18 protein-coding genes are annotated in these 17,422 nt (G+C 62.7%); 11 read left to right on the top strand and 7 right to left on the bottom strand.

Annotated features, from left to right (window positions below; translation table 11 throughout):
- Positions 1-38: 38 nt before the first annotated feature.
- From BN1137_RS01140 to BN1137_RS01130, 3 genes are all read right to left on the bottom strand, one after another.
- Positions 39-431 (bottom strand): DoxX family protein, encoded by a 393-nt coding sequence (locus BN1137_RS01140; protein ID WP_033129764.1) that lies wholly within the window; start codon positions 429-431, stop codon positions 39-41.
- A gap of 83 nt (positions 432-514) precedes the next feature.
- A complete protein-coding gene (locus tag BN1137_RS01135; protein ID WP_033129763.1) occupies positions 515-1,201 on the bottom strand; it encodes a pirin family protein in 687 nt (228 codons plus the stop codon).
- Between the two features lie 30 nt (positions 1,202-1,231).
- The gene (locus BN1137_RS01130) at positions 1,232-1,558 is read right to left on the bottom strand and encodes a hypothetical protein (protein WP_033129762.1); all 327 of its coding nucleotides are present in this window, start codon (positions 1,556-1,558) and stop codon (positions 1,232-1,234) included.
- A gap of 259 nt (positions 1,559-1,817) precedes the next feature.
- Between BN1137_RS01130 and BN1137_RS01125 the strand changes: the two genes are divergently transcribed.
- Positions 1,818-2,732 carry a LysR family transcriptional regulator gene (locus BN1137_RS01125; RefSeq protein WP_033129761.1) on the top strand — a complete coding sequence of 305 codons (915 nt, stop codon included), beginning with the start codon at positions 1,818-1,820 and terminating at the stop codon, positions 2,730-2,732.
- Positions 2,733-3,171: 439 nt separating this feature from the next.
- A complete protein-coding gene (locus tag BN1137_RS01120; protein WP_050716842.1) occupies positions 3,172-3,936 on the top strand; it encodes a helix-turn-helix domain-containing protein in 765 nt (254 codons plus the stop codon).
- Between the two features lie 74 nt (positions 3,937-4,010).
- On the opposite strand, the gene BN1137_RS01115 is transcribed toward BN1137_RS01120, so the two are convergent.
- On the bottom strand, positions 4,011-4,844 hold the full coding sequence (locus BN1137_RS01115; RefSeq protein ID WP_050716841.1) for a UTRA domain-containing protein: 834 nt from the start codon (positions 4,842-4,844) through the stop codon (positions 4,011-4,013).
- Positions 4,845-5,107: 263 nt separating this feature from the next.
- On the opposite strand from BN1137_RS01115, the gene BN1137_RS01110 reads away from it, so the two are divergent.
- The 6 genes from BN1137_RS01110 (at position 5,108) to BN1137_RS01085 (ending at position 10,432) form a co-directional block, all read left to right on the top strand.
- Positions 5,108-6,154, top strand: coding sequence for an ABC transporter substrate-binding protein (locus BN1137_RS01110; RefSeq protein WP_050716840.1), 1,047 nt, complete (start codon positions 5,108-5,110; stop codon positions 6,152-6,154).
- Positions 6,155-6,163: 9 nt separating this feature from the next.
- Complete coding sequence (locus tag BN1137_RS01105) at positions 6,164-7,009, top strand: alkaline phosphatase family protein (RefSeq protein ID WP_050716839.1); 846 nt, start codon at positions 6,164-6,166, stop codon at positions 7,007-7,009.
- Positions 7,009-7,905: an ABC transporter permease gene (locus BN1137_RS01100; protein WP_050716838.1), complete on the top strand. Its 897-nt coding sequence runs from the start codon at positions 7,009-7,011 to the stop codon at positions 7,903-7,905. Before BN1137_RS01105 ends, BN1137_RS01100 begins: the two co-directional genes overlap by 1 nt.
- Positions 7,898-8,674 carry an ABC transporter permease gene (locus tag BN1137_RS01095; RefSeq protein ID WP_050716837.1) on the top strand — a complete coding sequence of 259 codons (777 nt, stop codon included), beginning with the start codon at positions 7,898-7,900 and terminating at the stop codon, positions 8,672-8,674. Before BN1137_RS01100 ends, BN1137_RS01095 begins: the two co-directional genes overlap by 8 nt.
- A gap of 6 nt (positions 8,675-8,680) precedes the next feature.
- Positions 8,681-9,688 (top strand): ABC transporter ATP-binding protein, encoded by a 1,008-nt coding sequence (locus tag BN1137_RS01090; RefSeq protein ID WP_050716836.1) that lies wholly within the window; start codon positions 8,681-8,683, stop codon positions 9,686-9,688.
- An 84-nt stretch (positions 9,689-9,772) separates the two neighbouring features.
- A complete protein-coding gene (locus BN1137_RS01085) occupies positions 9,773-10,432 on the top strand; it encodes an HAD family hydrolase (RefSeq protein WP_050716835.1) in 660 nt (219 codons plus the stop codon).
- Positions 10,433-10,447: 15 nt separating this feature from the next.
- Here the strand turns inward: BN1137_RS01085 and BN1137_RS01080 are convergent, their stop codons facing one another.
- The gene (locus BN1137_RS01080) at positions 10,448-12,004 is read right to left on the bottom strand and encodes a sensor domain-containing diguanylate cyclase (RefSeq protein ID WP_050716834.1); all 1,557 of its coding nucleotides are present in this window, start codon (positions 12,002-12,004) and stop codon (positions 10,448-10,450) included.
- A 167-nt stretch (positions 12,005-12,171) separates the two neighbouring features.
- Between BN1137_RS01080 and BN1137_RS01075 the strand changes: the two genes are divergently transcribed.
- Together BN1137_RS01075 and BN1137_RS01070 are read left to right on the top strand one after the other, a co-directional pair.
- Positions 12,172-12,612 carry a DUF2214 family protein gene (locus BN1137_RS01075; RefSeq protein ID WP_050716833.1) on the top strand — a complete coding sequence of 147 codons (441 nt, stop codon included), beginning with the start codon at positions 12,172-12,174 and terminating at the stop codon, positions 12,610-12,612.
- A 174-nt stretch (positions 12,613-12,786) separates the two neighbouring features.
- Positions 12,787-13,698, top strand: coding sequence for a DMT family transporter (locus tag BN1137_RS01070; protein WP_050716832.1), 912 nt, complete (start codon positions 12,787-12,789; stop codon positions 13,696-13,698).
- 188 nt (positions 13,699-13,886) lie between these two features.
- Here the strand turns inward: BN1137_RS01070 and BN1137_RS01065 are convergent, their stop codons facing one another.
- Positions 13,887-14,762: an AraC family transcriptional regulator gene (locus BN1137_RS01065; RefSeq protein ID WP_050716831.1), complete on the bottom strand. Its 876-nt coding sequence runs from the start codon at positions 14,760-14,762 to the stop codon at positions 13,887-13,889.
- A gap of 159 nt (positions 14,763-14,921) precedes the next feature.
- Positions 14,922-15,413, bottom strand: coding sequence for a GNAT family N-acetyltransferase (locus BN1137_RS01060; RefSeq protein WP_050716830.1), 492 nt, complete (start codon positions 15,411-15,413; stop codon positions 14,922-14,924).
- 160 nt (positions 15,414-15,573) lie between these two features.
- Between BN1137_RS01060 and BN1137_RS01055 the strand changes: the two genes are divergently transcribed.
- The gene (locus tag BN1137_RS01055) at positions 15,574-17,019 is read left to right on the top strand and encodes a catalase (protein WP_050716829.1); all 1,446 of its coding nucleotides are present in this window, start codon (positions 15,574-15,576) and stop codon (positions 17,017-17,019) included.
- Positions 17,020-17,422 lie beyond the last annotated feature (403 nt).

Below are 17,422 nucleotides of genomic sequence, written 5' to 3'. Positions count from 1 at the left end.
CGGCCAAAAGGCGTTGGAAAACTTAAACTTGCAGAGACTTACCAGTTCTTGCCGAGACGGGCGTCCAGGCTGAAGGCACCGGCACCGGCCGCCGCCAGGGCCAGGAAGCCACCGGCAATGGAGAGGTTCTTCATGAACATCAGCATCTGCATCTGCTCGGCAGGCTGATAGTGGAAAATAAAGGCGGCCATCAGGGTGAAACCACCCATCAACACGGCGATGCTACGGGTAAACAGGCCCAGCATGATGGCGAGGCCACCCCCCAGCTCCAGCAGGATCACCAGCGGCAGTATGGCGCCGGGCACCCCCATGGCTTCCATGTAACCCTGGGTACCGGCATAGCCGCTGATCTTGCCCCAGCCTGCAATCACGAACATCAGCGCCAGCAATACACGACCCACCAGCAGTGCCACGTCTTTCATCTTTTCCATTTTCAGATTCCTTTGATTACCAGTAACTCGTTAATAGTGTAAGACCGAATTGTTAACTCATTCATTTTGCCGAGATTTATTTATCAGGGCAGATCAAACAGCAGAGCCTCACTCCCTTGGGAGGCCCTGAGCGACCAGCGCTGCTCGTCACGACTGAGCAGGCCATCGCCGGGTCGGGCAGCCAGACCGTTGCCAGTCAGCTCCCCTGAAATCAATTGCAGGTATCCGTGTCGTCCTTGCAATGCCCATTCGAGGGTCTCCCCCTCGGCGAGCAGCAACCGCCATACCTTCGCCTGCTGGCGGATCCTGAAGGATCCCCCCTCACCATCCGGTGACGCCACCAGCGTCAGCCCGGGCTGGTTTTCAATCTTCTTCTGCTGATAGCCCGGTGTCGTGCCGACTTCGTTCGGCTCGATCCAGATCTGCAACAGGGAGAGCGGCTCGGTCTGCGAGGGGTTGTACTCGCTGTGCCGGATGCCGGACCCTGCGCTCATCAGCTGGAAATCCCCCGCCGGGATCTGCTCGGCATGGCCGAGGCTGTCCCTGTGCTCTATGGTGCCTTTCAGCACGCAGGTCAGGATCTCCATGTTGGCGTGAGGGTGGGTGGCAAAACCGCCACCCGGCGACACCAGATCCTGGTTGATGACCCGCAGGACAGAGTGTCCCATCCAGTCCGGGTCATAGTAATGACCGAACGAGAAGCTGTGACGTGCATCCAGCCAGCCAAAGTTGGCCTTGCCTCGCGCTTCTGCGGCTCTCAATTTCATCATGGTGTGCTCCTCAGGTACCAATAGGGTTGATTAACGCTGGCGACCATCACCCAGACCGAACGGGATGCGGTAGCTGCTGTTCTCGTTGCCCAGGCTGACCGTCAGGTTGCCCTGGGTGCGGCTCGGGATCTGTACCAGCTGGGTGCCCGTCAGGTTCGCATGGACGGATGCCAGCACATCACCGGACTCGTCACGCACCTCCAGCATGGGGTTGGCCTTGCCGTCGATGGCGGCGTCCGCCTGCCAGTTGACCACCAGCACGCCAGGGGCGGCGCTGAAGTTGGCGGGAACGGCAGCCTGAGCTACACCGGCGGTCATCAGGCCTGCAACGGCCAGCATCTTGATTACGTTTTTCATGTTTCACTCTCTTGTTTTATATGTCATTGCCAAGGCCGGGTCGGCCCGAATCAATGCATCCATGCAAGAGGTTATTCAAATATAGTGTTGTTCTTTTACTGACATCAGACATCTCATCTTGGGTGTCACAGTCCTGAACTATCGCTTATTTGGCCGCTCGGCCTTCCTGCCGAAGCGTTGGTTGAATATTAAGGTCACTTGCCCTAAGTTGTTAGCGAGATAATCTGGCAAACATGTTCAAAAAAATTGAAGGGTAGATATGGCCAAGGAGACCAACAAGGAACGGGCGCTGACCCTGGAAGCCATCCGGGTGCTGGATGCCATCGACCGTCGTGGCAGCTTCGCGGCGGCCGCCGATGAACTCGGCAAGGTGCCCTCGGCGCTGAGCTACACGGTGCAGAAGCTGGAGGACGAGCTGGACGCCATGCTGTTCGATCGCAGCGGCCATCGCACCAAGTTCACCCCGGCCGGGCGCATGCTGCTGGAGCAGGGCCGGGTGCTGCTGGAGGCCGCCGAGCATCTGGTGGGCGAGACCCGGGCGCTGGCCCGCGGTTGGGAGACCGACATCACGGTGGCCGTCGATGCCCTGGTGCCGGTGCAGGCGCTCTACCCGCTGGTGGAGCGGCTGGCCGAGCTCACCGACACCCGTCTGCGGTTTCGCGCCGAGGTGCTGGCGGGCAGCTGGGAGTGTCTGGAGGATGGCCGCGCCGACCTGCTCATCTCCTCCCTCAACCCCGATCTGACGCTGACCGGTATCAAGCATCAGCTGTTGCAGGAGGAGGTGATGCTCTACGTCGCCCACCCGGATCACCCGCTGCATCAGGAGGCCGAGCCCCTGGCGGACGATACCCTGCGCCGCTACCGCGCCATCGCCATCGCCGACACCGCCCTGCGCAAGCCGGTGCTCACCTACCGCCTGCTGGACAAACAGCCGCGCCTCACCGTCAGCACCATGAGCGAGAAGCGTGATGCCCTGCTGGCGGGCATAGGCGTCGGCACCATGCCCCAGAGCTGGATCGAGGAGGACATCAAGGCGGGACGGCTCAAGGTGATAGGGCCCGAATATCGGCACCAGATCCAGGTCGCGCTGGCCTGGCGACGGGATACTATGGGCAAGGCCAAGAGCTGGCTGGTGCGGGAGATCCCCAAGCTGTTCCCCTGCAAGGGGGAATGAGGCCTTCTACGGAGGGCCGACAGCGAGAAGTATCGAAAGATGCGCCTCTGCCTTGACGGCGGGCTCAGATTTGGAGAAAAGAAAAAGCGGATCTCTCGCGAGTTCCGCTCAATGCCAGGAAAGAAAAAAAACCTTGCGGTTTAAAAACCCTTAAATTGGAAGCAAACAATCGATTTCTCAACCAGTAAGGTCATGAATCCGATTCGAGATGGATTATGTGCGATGCGTTATGCATCACCAGCAAAATGTTACAAGGTTGAAGGATATGCACCACCGGGTATCATTATCTGCCACCTTGCTCCCTGGCTGGTCAGGCCATTTCAGCCATTCTCGGCGGGTTTATTTTCTCTGGTTTTTACAGGTGTCATTTTCTGAGCCCATAAAAGAAAAAGAATTCACGTTCTGACACGACTCAAAATGCAGATAAAGGAATAGTTGCATGACCTACAGCCAGACCCTGGCCAATCACATCCTCGATACCCTGAAGAAGACGCTCACCGACAAGGGGATCCGCTACCAGACCCTGGCCGATGCCATGGGTGTCTCCATCGCCACCATCAAGCGGATGATGAACAAGCCTTCCCTGCCGTTCGATACCCTGCTGGAGATCTGTCACCTGGTGGGACTGTCGTTCGAGGAGTTGCTGGACAAGACTCAGGACGCCCAGAGCCGGCGCGCCGTCTTCACCCAGGAGCAGGATGAGGCGTTTCACAAGGAGCCCGGCCTCTATTCCTTCCTAGCCAACATCTTCTGGCGCGACAAGGCGTTGATCGATCTGAAGCGGGAGTACGGCCTGACCGATGCTTCCTGCTATCTCTATCTGCGCAAGCTGGAGCGGCTCGGCATCTTGCAGCTCGGCATCGACAACAGCTACCACTTCCTCATCAGCGAGCGCATCAGCTTCGAGCAGCACAGCCGTTTCGCCCGCCAGCAGGCGCGCCAGGCCATAGCGGTGCTAGGGGACTATCTGGTGGAGAACATGCACAAGTCCAACAACTACATGGCGCTGTGCCAGCTCCATCTGGACGAGAGCGAGGCCATGGCGCTGATCGATCGCATGAAGGAGTACTGGCATCAGGAGCTCAAGTTGAATCGGCCCGCCATCGGCCAGCGGGAGCACACCAAGACCTACACCATGTCCCTGCAGTTGGCCGACTGCGGCTACCAGAGCTTTGACGATCTGATCCCCAATATCGACAACTGATCCCCTGGCCGGACGCGAGGATCGTCTCTCGCTGTACAGGATCCTTTCCCCCCATCAGGGCAGGATCCCATGCCTCACGCCCGGATCTTTCCCTGACTCTGTGCTGGCGTTCCCGCTCTCGTCCCCAACGGGGGCAAGAGCACCCGGGTGTCCAGGCAGATGCGGATGGCATCCGGCCGCCAATGCTCGACATCGCAATCCACCAGCGCGCCCGTCTCGTCATAGTTCACCCGCACCAGCCGCAGCACGGCACTTCCCTCTGTCAGGTTAAGGGCGCGGGCGATGGCCCCCCGCGCCGCCGAGGGGGTGATCTCGAGACTCGCTCCCCCCTGGCCTATGCCATAACGCTGCTGATAAAGCTCGGTGAGGGAGCTCGCCAGGGGAGCGCTGGCGATGTCGGGGAAGCGGCTCGCCAGCAGATGGTGGCTGACGTGCAACACGGGGCGGCCGTCGATCAGCCGCTGGCGGCGGATCTCGTAGAGGGGGGTGAAGGGAGCCAGCCCCATCCAGCGGCACAGCTCGCTGCTGGCTAGGGCGCCGCCGTGGGCCAGCACCCGGGTCTCGGCTACCCGTTGCTGTTCGCCGATCCACTGGTGGAAGTGGGTGTGGATGGCGGGATCATAGGTGAGCCTTGGCGGCGCCACGAACCAGCCACGGCGCTCGGCTCGGTAGATGATACCGTCCGCTTCGAGGCTCGAAAGCGCCTCCTTGATGGTGATGCGGGTGGTGGCGAAGCGCTCGCTCAGGGCCCGCTCGGCGGGCAGCTGTTGCCCCGCCTCCAGCTGGCCGCTGCCGATGTAGCGGCGCAGGGTTTGGCAAATCTGTTCGCACTTGGAAGGGCCGCGACCATCGGCCACAACCTGCTCGCTCAATCGCGGCTCTCTCACTGTCACATCCCTGTCGATCATTGGGCTGGAGTAGACCAGCCACGGTTGGCCCAGAGTTGTACCCTGGCAGGATGACAACCAAGTGACAGACTCATCAGCCTTCAAGCGGCTACCTCGATAGGCTCCCGCCACCGTCATATGCATGCCCAGAGCCAGCTCAGCCCTCAGAGAGGTAACGGGTCTCATCTGTCATCAAACTGCCATCAAAGCGCCCCGCCACCGTCATATTTCCCCGCTAGCATCCCTCTCGAACCTTAACTGACCTAGTCCAGAGGGATGGGATGATGAAAACCTTGATCGCAAGTGCACTGGCCATGGCGGCCATCAGTCAGCCACTGTTTGCCGCCGACAATATCGCGGATCTGGAAAAAGCCGCCCGTGGCGAAGGCCAGCTCAACAGCATCGGCATGCCCGACAGCTGGGCGAACTGGAAAGACACCTGGCAGCAGATCGGCAGCGTCTATGGCATCAAGCACCAGGACACCGACATGAGCTCGGCCCAGGAGATCGCCAAGTTTGCCGCCGAGAAGGCCAATGCCACCGCCGACATCGGTGACGTGGGCGGTGCCTTCGGCCCGGTCGCGGTCAAGCAGGGGGTCACCCAACCCTACAAACCCTCCACCTGGGCGGACATTCCGAACTGGGCCAAGGACGCGGACGGCCACTGGATGCTGGCCTACACCGGCACCATCGCCTTCCTGATCAACAAGGATTTGGTCAAGGCCGCTCCCACCAGCTGGCAGTCCCTGCTCGGCGGTGACTACAAGGTGACCCTAGGGGATGTGGGCGTCGCCTCCCAGGCCAACAACGGCGTGCTGGCGGCGGCCTATGCCACCGGCGGCAGCGAGAAGAACCTGCAACCGGCGCTGGAGCTGTTCGGCAAGCTGGCCAAGCAGGGCCGCCTGTCGCTCAACGACCCCACCATCGCCAACATCGAGAAGGGTGAGGTGGAAGTGGGGGTACTGTGGGACTTCAACGCCCTGAACTACCGCGATCAGATCGACCCCAACAAGTTCGCTGTGGTGATCCCGAGCGACGGCTCCGTCATCGCCGGTTACACCACCATCATCAACAAGTGGGCCAAGAACCCCAACGCTGCCAAGCTGGCGCGGGAATACATCCTCTCGGATGCGGGTCAAATCAACCTGGCCCGTGGCTACGCCCGCCCCATCCGCAGCAACGTCACCCTGCCCGATGACGTGAAAGCCAAGCTGCTGCCGGCGGAGCAATACGCCAACGCCAAGCCGGTGCAGGATCACGCCGCCTGGGAGCAAAGCTCCAAGGCCCTGCCGCGCCAGTGGCAAGAAACCGTCATGATCAACATGCAGTAAGGACAGCCTGTGCAACACAAGGTGATAGTGGTACTTGTGGATGGCTTGTCTGCCGAGGTAGCCCACACCATGGGCTACCTCGCTGGCATGGTGGAGGCAGAGCGCGGTCTGTTCACAACCCTGACCTGCGCCCTGCCCTCCCTCTCCCGGCCACTCTACGAATGCATACTGACCGGTGTGCCGCCCGTGGCGAGCGGCATCAGCCACAACGGCGTCAGCCGCCTCAGCCAGCACGACTCCATCTTCCACCTCGCCCGCGCCGCCGGTAAACGCACGGCAGCGGCGGCCTATCACTGGGTGAGCGAGCTCTACAACCAGAGCCCCTGGCAACCGCTTCGGGATCGCTTCACTCACGACGAACAACTGCCCATCCAGCATGGCTGCTTCTACTGGGACGATGGCTACCCCGACAGCCACCTGCTGCTGGACGGCGAATGGCTGCGCACCCAGTACGACCCCGACTTCCTGCTGATCCATCCCATGGGCGTAGACGACGCGGGTCACCAGTTTGGTCTCGATTCCCCCCAGTACCGCAACCAGGCGCGGCGCATGGACAGCCTGCTGGCCGACCTGCTGCCCCAGTGGCTCAGCGAAGGTTATCAGGTGCTGATCACCGCGGATCACGGCATGAACGCGGATCGCAGCCACGGCGGCACCCTGCCTGAAGAGCGCAACGTGCCACTCTGGCTGTTCGGCGAGGCCTTCGTGCCCCAATGGCCAACGGGGACGGATGGAGAGCACAAGTTACAACAGACCCAGCTCTGCGCCCTGATGGCGGACCTGCTCGGCGTGCCTCACGACAAGCCGAGCGGCCCTCAGCTGCTCAAGGCCAGCCACCAGCGGGAGGTGCACTGATGATGCCCGCCGCCACTGATACCCTGACAAAGCAAGGCACGTACCAGCGCCGAGCTCGTCGTCACTGGTTGCCCGCCCTGGTGCTGCTGCCTTTCGCCCTGCTGATGATCCTGTTCCAGCTCGCCCCCATGGTGTGGGTGCTGGTGGGCAGCCTGCAGACCCCGGACGGCTGGGGTCTCGGTTATTACCAGGAGATCCTGAGCTCCCCCTTCTACCTGCAATCCTTTGGCAACTCCCTGCGCATCGCCGGCATCGCAAGTCTGGCCGGGCTCGTCATCGGCACCCTGGGAGCGGCGGCCCTGCGCCACAGCGGTGAGGGGGTCAAGCGCGTGCTGCTGGCCTTTGTCACCATGACCAGCAACTTCAGCGGCGTGCCGCTGGCGTTCGCCTTCATCATCATTCTCGGCATCAACGGCGCCATCACTCTCTTGCTTAAATCCTGGGGCTGGATCGATGGCTTCAACCTCTACTCGGGCGCTGGCCTCATCCTCATCTACACCTACTTCCAGATCCCGCTCGCCCTCTTGCTGCTCTATCCAGCCTTCGATGCGCTGCAGGATGACTGGCCCCAGGCCGCCGCTCTGCTCGGCGCCAGCAAGCGGCAATACGTGTGGCATGTGGCGCTGCCGGTGCTCACCCCGGCGCTACTTGGCACCCTGATCATCCTGTTTGCCAATGCGGTGGGGGCCTATGCCTCCGCCTACGCCCTCACCACCGGCAACTTCAACCTGGTGACCATCAGAGTGGCCAGCCTGGTCTCCGGCGATATCTTCCTCGAGCCGAACCTGGCAGCGGCGCTGGCGGTGATCCTGATGGTGCTGCTGGGGGTGGTCACGGCCGCCAACCAGTGGCTGCTCAAGCGCAGTTATGTGAACAAGGGGAATCGGCATGTCTGATATCAAACCGGGCTGGCCAAAGTGGGTGCTTGGCGCCCTGGTGGCGACCCTGCTGCTGCCGCTGCTGGCCACCTTCCTCTACTCCATCTCCACCCGCTGGGGCGCCACCCTGTTGCCGGACGGCTTCACCCTCGACTGGTATCTCAAGCTGTGGGGGGATCCCCGTTTCCTTGCCGCCTTCGGCCGCAGTTTGCTGGTCTGCTTCGCCACCCTGCTATTGGGGACAGTCGTGCTGGTACCGACCGTACTGGTAGTGGCTTATTACTTCCCCAAGCTGGATCCCTGGATGAATCTTCTGATCTTGCTGCCCTTTGCCGTGCCCCCCGTGGTCTCCTCGGTAGGCTTGCTGCAGATCTACGCGGACGGCCCATTGCCGCTCATCGGCACACCCTGGATACTGATCGGTACCTGGTTCACCATAGTGCTGCCCTTCATGTACCGGGCGCTCGCCAACAACCTGCAGGGCATACCGCTGAAAGATCTGATGGACGCCGCTCACCTGCTCGGCGCCAGCAGCTCCCGCGCCTTCGCACTGGTGGTGTTGCCCTGCCTGCGCAAGGGCCTGCTGGCGGCGCTGTTTCTGTCACTCTCCTTCCTGCTCGGGGAGTTCGTGTTCGCCAACATGCTGGTGGGCACCCGCTACGAGACCCTGCAGGTCTATCTCTACAACATGAGATCCACCTCCGGCCACTTCACCAGCGCGCTGGTGATGAGCTACTTCCTGCTGACCCTGCTGCTCACCTGGGCAGCCAATCGCTTTCATCGGTGACCAGCCATGTTTCATTTAGAAGTCAATCAGTTGCACAAATCCTATGGCGAGACCCGGGTGTTCGAGGGGATCGAGTTTGGCATCCGCAAGGGGGAGCTGGTGACCCTGCTCGGCCCCTCCGGCTGTGGCAAGTCCACCCTGCTGCGGGCCCTGGCCGGGCTGACCCCGGTCGACGGCGGTCAGGTGCGAGTGGCCGGTGAAGACATCACCTGGCAGGCCCCCCAGAAGCGCGGCATCGGCATGGTGTTCCAGAGCTACGCCCTGTTCCCTAACATGACGGTGTGGGACAACGTCGCCTTCGGCCTGAAAATGAAACCCCAGCCGGGGCGGGAGCTAACCGGCAGCGTGCAGGAAGCACTGGAACTGGTGGAGCTCGCCGGGCTGGCGAAGCGCTATCCGAGCGAGCTCTCCGGCGGCCAGCGCCAGCGGGTCGCCCTGGCCCGCGCGCTGGTGGTTCGCCCCAGGATCCTGCTGCTGGACGAGCCGCTGTCGGCGCTCGATGCCCGCATCCGCCGCAGCCTCCGCCAGCAGATCCGTGAAATTCAGCAGCGGCTCGAGCTGACCACATTGTTCGTCACCCACGATCAGGAGGAGGCGCTGACCATGTCGGATCGGGTGTTCCTGATGGACAAGGGCCAGATAGTGCAAAGCGGCAGCCCCGAGCAGATCTACACCCAGCCCGCCAGCGCCTTCGTGGCGAGCTTCATCGGCCACTACAACCTGCTGACCCCCGAGCAGGCCCAGTCACTGCTCGGCCCGCACACCCACACCCGGCTGGCGCTGCGCCCCGAAGCCATCAGCCTGCTGCCGGCAAATACCCAGAGCCAGGATCCCAGCCTGTCCGGCATAATTCGCCAGCAGCAGTTGCTCGGCAACGTCATTCGTTATCAGGTGGAGTGCGCCGCCGGGTTGCTGACGGTGGATGTGCTCAACCGCTCGGCCAGGGACTTGCTGGCGGTGGGCACCACAGTCACCCTGGCGGTAGCCCAGGATCAGCTGTGTGAGGTAGCATAAGTCGATGCTTTGCATACCCTTTTCATCTATTTCTCGGCAGGGCGCCGCCTCTCATTGACCCCGTTTTCATAACAAGGAGCCGACATGGCACTGGCACTGTTTGATTTGGACGAGACCCTGATTGCCGGGGATTGTGCCAGCCTCTGGCTGGAATATATGGTGGCCCAGGAGCTGGCGCCGGCGACCATGGTGGCCGAGGAGCAGGCCCTGATGTCGCTCTACCATCAGGGCAAGATGGACATGCACCAGTACATGGCCTTCACCCTGCAGCCCCTGGCGGGCAAGAGCCGATCCTGGCTCGATGGCCAGTGCCAGCACTTCGCCGAGCAGGTGCTGCGGGAGCTTATCTATCCGGAGGGGCTGGCGCGCATCGAGTGGCATCGCAAGCAGGGTGATACGCTAGTGCTGATCTCCGCCTCCGGCGAGCATCTGGTCGCCCCCATGGCCCGCATGCTGGGGATGGATCACTGCGTCGCCATCCTGCTCGATGAGGAGCAAGGCATGCTGACCGGCCAGACCCGGGGTACTTTAAGCTTTCGGGAGGGCAAGGTGGCCCGCATCAACCAGCTGTTTGGCAGTGAGCCTCATGTCTGGCGGGAGAGCCACGGCTACAGCGACTCCCACAACGATCTGCCGCTGCTGCGGGCGGTGGCCCATCCCCATGCGGTCAACCCGGCCCCCGGTCTGCGCCAGGTGGCCGAGGAGCTGCACTGGCCGATACTGCACTGGCAGCTCGCCGTCTGATAACAGAAGAGACCCTCAGGTCTCTTCTGTTTTTAGCGGGATCTCCTGCGTGGAGCCAGTCTCCGACCCGGGATGCCCGAGGTAGAGGCGGTTCTTGCCATCACGCTTGGCGCGATACACTTCGGCATCGACGATCTGCAGCAGGCCCTTGGCATCCAGACCCGGCGCACTCGCCACCAGCCCGCCACTGAAGGTCAGGCTGAGGCCGGGTTCGCGCCAGTCAAGCAGGGTCACCCCGATCCGGAACTGCTCGAGCAGCATCAGGCAGAAAGGGATGTCGGACTTGACCAGCAGCACCGTCAGCTCCTCGCCGCCGTAGCGGCAGACCCAGCCGTGATCCCCCAGCAGCTGGTTGCCGAGCGCCGACACCCGCTTGAGCACAACATCACCGGTGTGGTGGCCGTAGGTATCGTTGACCCGCTTGAAGTTGTCGAGATCCAGCATCGCCAGGCAGAACGGCTGCTGTTCCAGCAGCAGATGCTGCAGCCGCTCATCGAAGAAGCGCCGATTATAGAGGCCGGTCAGCTTGTCCATGTTGGCCTGCTGGCGCACCTCATGATAATCCTTGCTCACCTCGGCCAGCTCGGCGTAGACCCGCCTGAGCTCGCGCATGCCGCCCCGTGGCACATCGTCTGGCTGCAGCCGGCTGGCGCGGATCACGGCGGAGATCTCGTCGAGCATGCGCCTGAAGTTGCGGGCCCAGACCAGTGCCAGCAGCACATAGAGCACACTGGCCAGCACCACCACCCCCAGCACGTTGAGAGAGGCGCTCGCCACCACGGCCTGCACGCTGGCCGCCGGCTGCACGCTGATCAGCACCCAGTTCCAGTGGGGCAACCGGCGATAGGCCACAAATTGCTGGGTCTCGGGATCGAGGAAGATGCCCTCGGCCTTGCCAAAACGTGAGAGCCAGTGGGGGCTGGGCATGGCTTTGAGCAGCCAGGCGGGATCGGGATAGGCCAGCACCTTGCCGGACTGGTTGATGATCATCTGGTAGCCCGCATCCGGCTGCTTGTTCAGCTGGGCCGAAAAGGGCGCCAGCACCACGTCGATGGCCAGCACGGCCTGCACCTTGCCCTGCTGATCGGTCAGAGCCCGTGCCAGGGAGATCATCAGCTGGTCGTGCAGCTCGCCGTAGCCCTGATAGGGATCCGTCCACACCAGCTTGCCCGCCTGCTGGCTGGCCAGCTGATACCAGGGCCGCGTTCTGGGATCGTAATCGGCGGGCACCTCGGGCCTGGGGTAGATGAGGAAGTCGCCCCTGGCGGTGCCGACATAGGCGGAGTCGAGATCGGCCATGACCCCCTTGTAGAGCGCCCACTCCTGCAGATAACGTTCCTTGTGCCGCAGGCCGGCGGCGCTGAAATCCTCGACCAGAGCTTGGTCGTAGATCAGGTTGAACTGCCGCTCCAACTCGGTGAGATAGGGTTCGATGAAGGTGTGTTGCAACTGCTGGTTGGTGGCGAGCAGCCGCTGCTGCAACTCGTGTTGCAGGCTGCGTTCCATGTGCAGATAGTAGATACTGCCCAGCATCAACACCGGCAGAAACAGCAATACCAATCCCAACCGCATCCGGGCAACCAGGGACCAGTTTTGCGTGGTAACAGCCTGTTTGTCGCGCTTGGCCAATCCAAGCCCCCAGCTACCGTCAGAAGTGATGTAGTGTCAGAATATCAGCCCCGCCTGATGGCGTCCAAAGGGAAGCTTGTGATGAGATCGACGAAAAGGAACTGGCGCAGATGTTGAACCCGGATCTGCTGATGGCGCTGCACTATTGCGCCGTGATCACCCTGACCGGCTGCGTGACCTCGGAATATTTTCTGTTCCGGCGCGGCATGTCCATCGAACAGGTACGCAAGCTGCTGCTGGCAGACAGCCTGGCGGCCGTGGCGCTGCTGCTCATCTTCATCACCGGCGTGTTGCTGCTGCTCACCCACCCGGTCGCGCCACTCGCCCTGCTCGCCAATCCCGGCTATCGCACCAAGCTGCTGCTGTTCTTCGCCATGGCCGTCAGCTTCGGCTACCCCAGCCGGCTGTTCCATCACTGGCGCCGCTCCCTGCGCCAGGGCCGTGCGCCCCTGGTTTCCATCCAGCAGCAGTTCTGGGTGATCTGGATCCTGCGCGGCAACCTGCTGCTGCTCGCCTTGCTGCCCCTGCTGGCGATGATCGCCAACGGCTGATGCCGGGCCTCCGCCTGCGATAGAGACCTGCGTCCCCCCGCTCTGGGGCCGGGATCTCATCGCGCTGCCCGTCGGCGCTGCAAATGGCTGGCGACAAGCCCCCCCGCACACGGGTATCGTGGTGACAGGAGCCGAGGAGTGCTCCCGTTATTGCTGCTTCAGGGATGAATTCGTATGCGTTCGAACATGATGTTATTGATGGCCGCCGCCATCTGGGGACTGGGCTTCGTCGCCCAGCGCCTGGGGATGGATCACATGGGGCCTTTTACCTTCAACGGCCTGCGCTTCCTGCTCGGTGCCCTCTCTCTGCTGCCCCTGCTGTGGTGGCTCAAATCACGCCAGCCCAAGCCGCAATCCGCGCCACCGGCCGCTGAGCGCAGGCTGCTGCTGATTGGCGGCGTGCTCGCCGGCACAGTGCTGTTCAGCGCCGCCTCCCTGCAACAGGTAGGGCTGCTCTACACCACGGCCGCCAAGGCGGGCTTCATCACCGGCCTCTACATCATACTGGTGCCGGTCATCGGCCTGTTGCTGCGCCACAAGACCGGCGCCAACACCTGGATAGGGGCGCTCATCGCCATGGGCGGGCTCTATTACCTCAGCGTGACCGACGACTTCACCATCGGCTACGGGGATCTGCTGCAGGTGATCGGCGCCCTGTTCTGGGCCATTCACCTGCTGGTGCTTGATCACTACTCCAGCCGGGTCGCCCCCATTCGCCTCGCCGGGGTGCAATTCGTGGTGTGCGGCCTGCTCAGCCTCATCACCGCCTTCGTCATCGAGACCCCGACCCTGAGTGGCGCCGTGGCGGGCTGGCAGGCCCTGCTCTACGCCGGGCTGGTGTCGGTCGGCATCGGCTACACCCTGCAGGTGGTCGGCCAGCGCGGCGCCCATCCGGCCCACGCCGCCATCATCCTCAGCCTGGAGACGGTGTTTGCCGCCATCGGCGGGGTGCTGCTGCTCGGTGAGTCGCTGGACGAGCGGGCCGTGGTCGGCTGCAGCCTGATGCTGGCGGGGATGCTGATCTCCCAAATTCGTCTGAGATGGTGGTGGAAGTCGCGCCGGGACAAGCTGCCCAGCCAGTCCTGACTGCCCCATGGGCCACGCCCTGATACAGCGGTCAGCGTTGCACACGCTTGATGGACCACCCGCCGAGATCTCTTGCGGATGTGAAAAACCGCCGCGAGCCCAGATACAAAGAGGAGCCATCACTGGCTCATCTTTGTTTTATCTCGCATATCCACTGCTTTTCAGTCTGGAAGCAGTCGCTCTGGCTATCAGGCTTTGACGCTGGAGCAGAAGCTCACGTCGTCGCGCACCGGTGCGTTGCTGGAGCTGTGATAGAGCTCGAAGCAGGGGCCGTCGCCGAAGGCCAGCCCGGCTGCCACTATCTCGCCGACATGCTCCTGCCACAGGGGCCCGTACTGGCTTCGGTCCGTGATCACATAACGGGACTGGGCATAGCGGCCGGCGGGGATAAGCTGGGATTCCACCTCCCCCGAGACCGCCGTGCCTGCCGGCACCGTCACCCCGATGTCGGTGCGGCACTGGGCCGGCGCCGTCACCTCCGGGTTGTCGTGGTAGATGAAGATCCACTCCCCCTCCGCCAGCCCGCGCGCCGCCGTCCACTGATAGAGCCGCTGGCAGACGGACTCATAGCCTTGCCCATAGGGGCCGGTGACGCGGATATAGGCCAGGGTACGGCCACTCATCTGTTCGGTTTTCATCCTGAAACTCCTCTCGTTTGACACCCTATCATCATGGCCCTCACTCGCGGTGAAGGCGTGTCCATCCTTGCGATCCTGGTGTCCTGTCTTGCTGTTTGGCAGCCGCTCCGGGTGACGACGCACCTCCCCCGGGGTCATGGCAAACTGCTTGCGAAACGCCTTGGCAAAGGCCTGGGAGCTGGCAAAGCCAGCTGCCAGCGCCACACTGGTGACCGGTGCCTTGCCGTAACGCAGCGCCCCGGCAGCCCGCTCCAGCCGCAGCCGGCGCTGCATCTCGCCGGGGGATTCGCCGGTCACCGCGGTGAACACCCGGTGAAAGTGGTAGCAGGAGAGGCAGGCCAGCGCCGCCACCTCGGTCAGGCTCAGCTCGGGATCCAGCTCCAAGGCCCGGATGGCGGGCCGCAGGCGAGCGTGATAATCGATCATGGCAGGCTCACTCTTATGGCAATCAGATCAGTCCCACTCTCTAGCGCATCGACGCTGTAGAACGGGCGATATGACCCTTGATGGCGGGCGCATCTCTGACAGGCACGACAGTCAGTCATGGCAGGCTTACTCTTATGACAATCTCACTCTCACTCGCGCTCACGGCAGGCGGACCCGCCCCATATGCAGGGCATCGACGAAGCGTCCCTCGCGAAACGCATAGGCGGGGGAGCAGCCCTCCTGCTCGAAGCCATGCTTGCGATAGAGTGCGATGGCGGCCGCGTTGTCGCTATAGACGGTCAGCTCGAGCCGTTGCAGGTTGAGCCAGTTGTCCGCCAGATCCACCGCCGCCCCCAGCAGGGCCGAGCCCACGCCGCGGCCGGCCCAGTCATCGCGCACCCCCATGCCAAAAGAAGCCACATGGCGACGCCGCGGGTTGGCCTCCAGCCAGAGCCTGAGATCCCCCACCAGCAGCTCATCCACTATGGCCACCAGGCCGTAGCCGCTGTGCTCCGCCAGCCGTTGCTGCCACATGGCCAGGGTCGGATGGGGCATCTGCAGGGTACCCGCCTGGGCTTTTGGCATGGCATAGAGATCCCGCAGCCCCTGGGCATCGCCGGCCTCCGTCTGACGGATCCTGATATCGACCATTTCCTCTCCTCCCTGCTGCGTGAACCTTTGTCCAACATAGCGCCCTTTGCACCCGTCGCCAACTCCATTAGCGCCAGCTATCAAACACTTAGACATGACCGATTGGCCCCGCTCGTGCCCCCTGCCGTATCGTGCCTCCATCATCACAAGGAGCAGCACCATGACCGACAAGACCCTGCACAGCGCCAACGGCGCCCCCGTCGTCGATAACAACAACAGCCTGACCGCCGGCCCCCGTGGCCCTGTACTGATGCAAGACATCTGGTTGATGGAAAAACTGGCCCACTTCGACCGCGAGCGCATCCCGGAGCGGGTGGTGCACGCCAAGGGCTCGGGCGCCTACGGCACCTTCACCGTGACCCACGACATCAGCCAGTTCAGCAAGGCGGACTTGTTCAACACCGTCGGCAAGCAGACCCCGGTGTTCCTGCGCTTCTCCACCGTCGCCGGCGAGAAGGGGGCCGCCGATGCGGAGCGCGACGTGCGCGGCTTCGCCCTGAAGTTCTACACCGAACAGGGCAACTGGGATCTGGTGGGCAACAACACCCCGGTGTTCTTCATTCGCGATCCGCTCAAATTCCCGGACTTTATCCACACCCAGAAGCGGGATCCCCGCACCAACCTGCGCAGCGCCACCGCCGCCTGGGACTTCTGGTCCCGCCACCCGGAATCCCTGCACCAGATCACCACCTTGTTCAGCGACCGCGGCATCCCGAAGAGCCTGCGGGAGATGAACGGCTACGGCAGCCACACCTTCAGCTTCATCAACGACGCCAACGAGCGCTTCTGGGTCAAGTTCCACTTCAAGACCGAGCAGGGCCACAGCTTCTACACCGATGAAGAGGCCGCCGCCGCCGTCGGTCAGGACAGGGAGACCAGCCAGGCCGACCTGTTCAACGCCATCGAGCGGGGCGACTTCCCGCGCTGGAAGGTCCATGTGCAGATCATGCCGGAGGCCGAGGCCCATACCTACGAGATCCACCCCTTCGATCTCACCAAGGTGTGGCCCCACAAGGATTACCCGCTGATCCCGGTCGGGGTGCTGGAGCTCAACAAGAACCCGGACAACTACTTCGCCCACGTGGAGCAAGCAGCCTTCACCCCGGCCAACGTGGTGCCCGGCATCGGCTTCTCGCCGGATCGCATGCTGCAAGGGCGGCTGTTCTCCTACGGTGACACCCAGCGCTACCGCCTCGGGGTCAACCACGGTCTGCTGCCGGTCAACGCCCCGCGCTGCCCGTTCAGCGGTGCCCATCGTGACGGTGCCATGCGAGCGGACAGCAACGGCGGCGCCAGCCCGAACTATCAGCCGAACCGCTTCGGCACCCAGACCCCGAGCGAGCAGCACGAGCCGGCGCTGAGCCTGGAAGGCGCCGCCCTGCACTACAACTTCCGCGACTACGATGACGACTACTACAGCCAGCCTGGCAACCTGTTCCGCATCATGGACGAGGGTCAGCGTTCGCGGCTCGCCGCCAACTTGGCGCGATCCCTGGTCAACGTGGAGGACCACGCCATCGTCCAGGCTCAGCTCAAGCACTTCGAGCAGGCCGACCCGGAATACGCCAAACGCATCGAACTGGCACTGGCCGCCCTGCAGCGCTAAGCCGCTGACAGGCAATAAAAAAGGAGGCCAATCGGCCTCCTTTTCGCGTGATAACGCGACACAAAAACGGGGCCCTGAGGCCCCACTTTCCAATTAATCATCAATCCCGAACCCGGCGCCCTCGCGCCCTGCCCGCTCCCGACCTAATAGGCGTTGATACCACCAGCGACCAGGACGACGTTGGATATCAACAAGGAGTGGAAGAGCGACGCGTTCTCCATAAACAAGAAATAAAAACGGGGCCCTGAGGCCCCGTTTTCCAATTAATCATTAATCCCTCGCGCTCTGCCCGCTCCCGTACCTATAGGCGTTTGTACCACCAGCGACCAGGACGACGTTGGATATCAGCAAGGAGTGGAAGAGCGACGCGTTACCAGCCCTGATGCATCCTGCATGACAAATA

The organism is Aeromonas tecta (assembly GCF_000820185.1).
Classification (GTDB): Bacteria; Pseudomonadota; Gammaproteobacteria; order Enterobacterales; family Aeromonadaceae; genus Aeromonas; species Aeromonas tecta.
The sequence above is the reverse complement of the archived record's forward strand: the minus strand, read 5'-3'. Positions and strand labels throughout refer to the sequence as shown.

What these genes read in the sequence shown, in the direction of transcription:
- BN1137_RS01085 (WP_050716835.1), top strand. Translation starts at nt 9,773, where the DNA reads ATGGCACTGGCACTGTTTGATTTGGACGAGACCCTGATTGCCGGGGAT.
- BN1137_RS01140 (WP_033129764.1), bottom strand. Translation starts at nt 431, where the DNA reads ATGGAAAAGATGAAAGACGTGGCACTGCTGGTGGGTCGTGTATTGCTG.
- BN1137_RS01060 (WP_050716830.1), bottom strand. Translation starts at nt 15,413, where the DNA reads ATGGTCGATATCAGGATCCGTCAGACGGAGGCCGGCGATGCCCAGGGG.
- BN1137_RS01070 (WP_050716832.1), top strand. Translation starts at nt 12,787, where the DNA reads ATGCGTTCGAACATGATGTTATTGATGGCCGCCGCCATCTGGGGACTG.
- BN1137_RS01080 (WP_050716834.1), bottom strand. Translation starts at nt 12,004, where the DNA reads ATGCGGTTGGGATTGGTATTGCTGTTTCTGCCGGTGTTGATGCTGGGC.
- BN1137_RS01075 (WP_050716833.1), top strand. Translation starts at nt 12,172, where the DNA reads ATGTTGAACCCGGATCTGCTGATGGCGCTGCACTATTGCGCCGTGATC.
- BN1137_RS01135 (WP_033129763.1), bottom strand. Translation starts at nt 1,201, where the DNA reads ATGATGAAATTGAGAGCCGCAGAAGCGCGAGGCAAGGCCAACTTTGGC.
- BN1137_RS01130 (WP_033129762.1), bottom strand. Translation starts at nt 1,558, where the DNA reads ATGAAAAACGTAATCAAGATGCTGGCCGTTGCAGGCCTGATGACCGCC.
- BN1137_RS01090 (WP_050716836.1), top strand. Translation starts at nt 8,681, where the DNA reads ATGTTTCATTTAGAAGTCAATCAGTTGCACAAATCCTATGGCGAGACC.
- BN1137_RS01110 (WP_050716840.1), top strand. Translation starts at nt 5,108, where the DNA reads ATGAAAACCTTGATCGCAAGTGCACTGGCCATGGCGGCCATCAGTCAG.
- BN1137_RS01095 (WP_050716837.1), top strand. Translation starts at nt 7,898, where the DNA reads ATGTCTGATATCAAACCGGGCTGGCCAAAGTGGGTGCTTGGCGCCCTG.
- BN1137_RS01125 (WP_033129761.1), top strand. Translation starts at nt 1,818, where the DNA reads ATGGCCAAGGAGACCAACAAGGAACGGGCGCTGACCCTGGAAGCCATC.
- BN1137_RS01055 (WP_050716829.1), top strand. Translation starts at nt 15,574, where the DNA reads ATGACCGACAAGACCCTGCACAGCGCCAACGGCGCCCCCGTCGTCGAT.
- BN1137_RS01100 (WP_050716838.1), top strand. Translation starts at nt 7,009, where the DNA reads ATGATGCCCGCCGCCACTGATACCCTGACAAAGCAAGGCACGTACCAG.
- BN1137_RS01120 (WP_050716842.1), top strand. Translation starts at nt 3,172, where the DNA reads ATGACCTACAGCCAGACCCTGGCCAATCACATCCTCGATACCCTGAAG.
- BN1137_RS01115 (WP_050716841.1), bottom strand. Translation starts at nt 4,844, where the DNA reads ATGATCGACAGGGATGTGACAGTGAGAGAGCCGCGATTGAGCGAGCAG.
- BN1137_RS01065 (WP_050716831.1), bottom strand. Translation starts at nt 14,762, where the DNA reads ATGATCGATTATCACGCTCGCCTGCGGCCCGCCATCCGGGCCTTGGAG.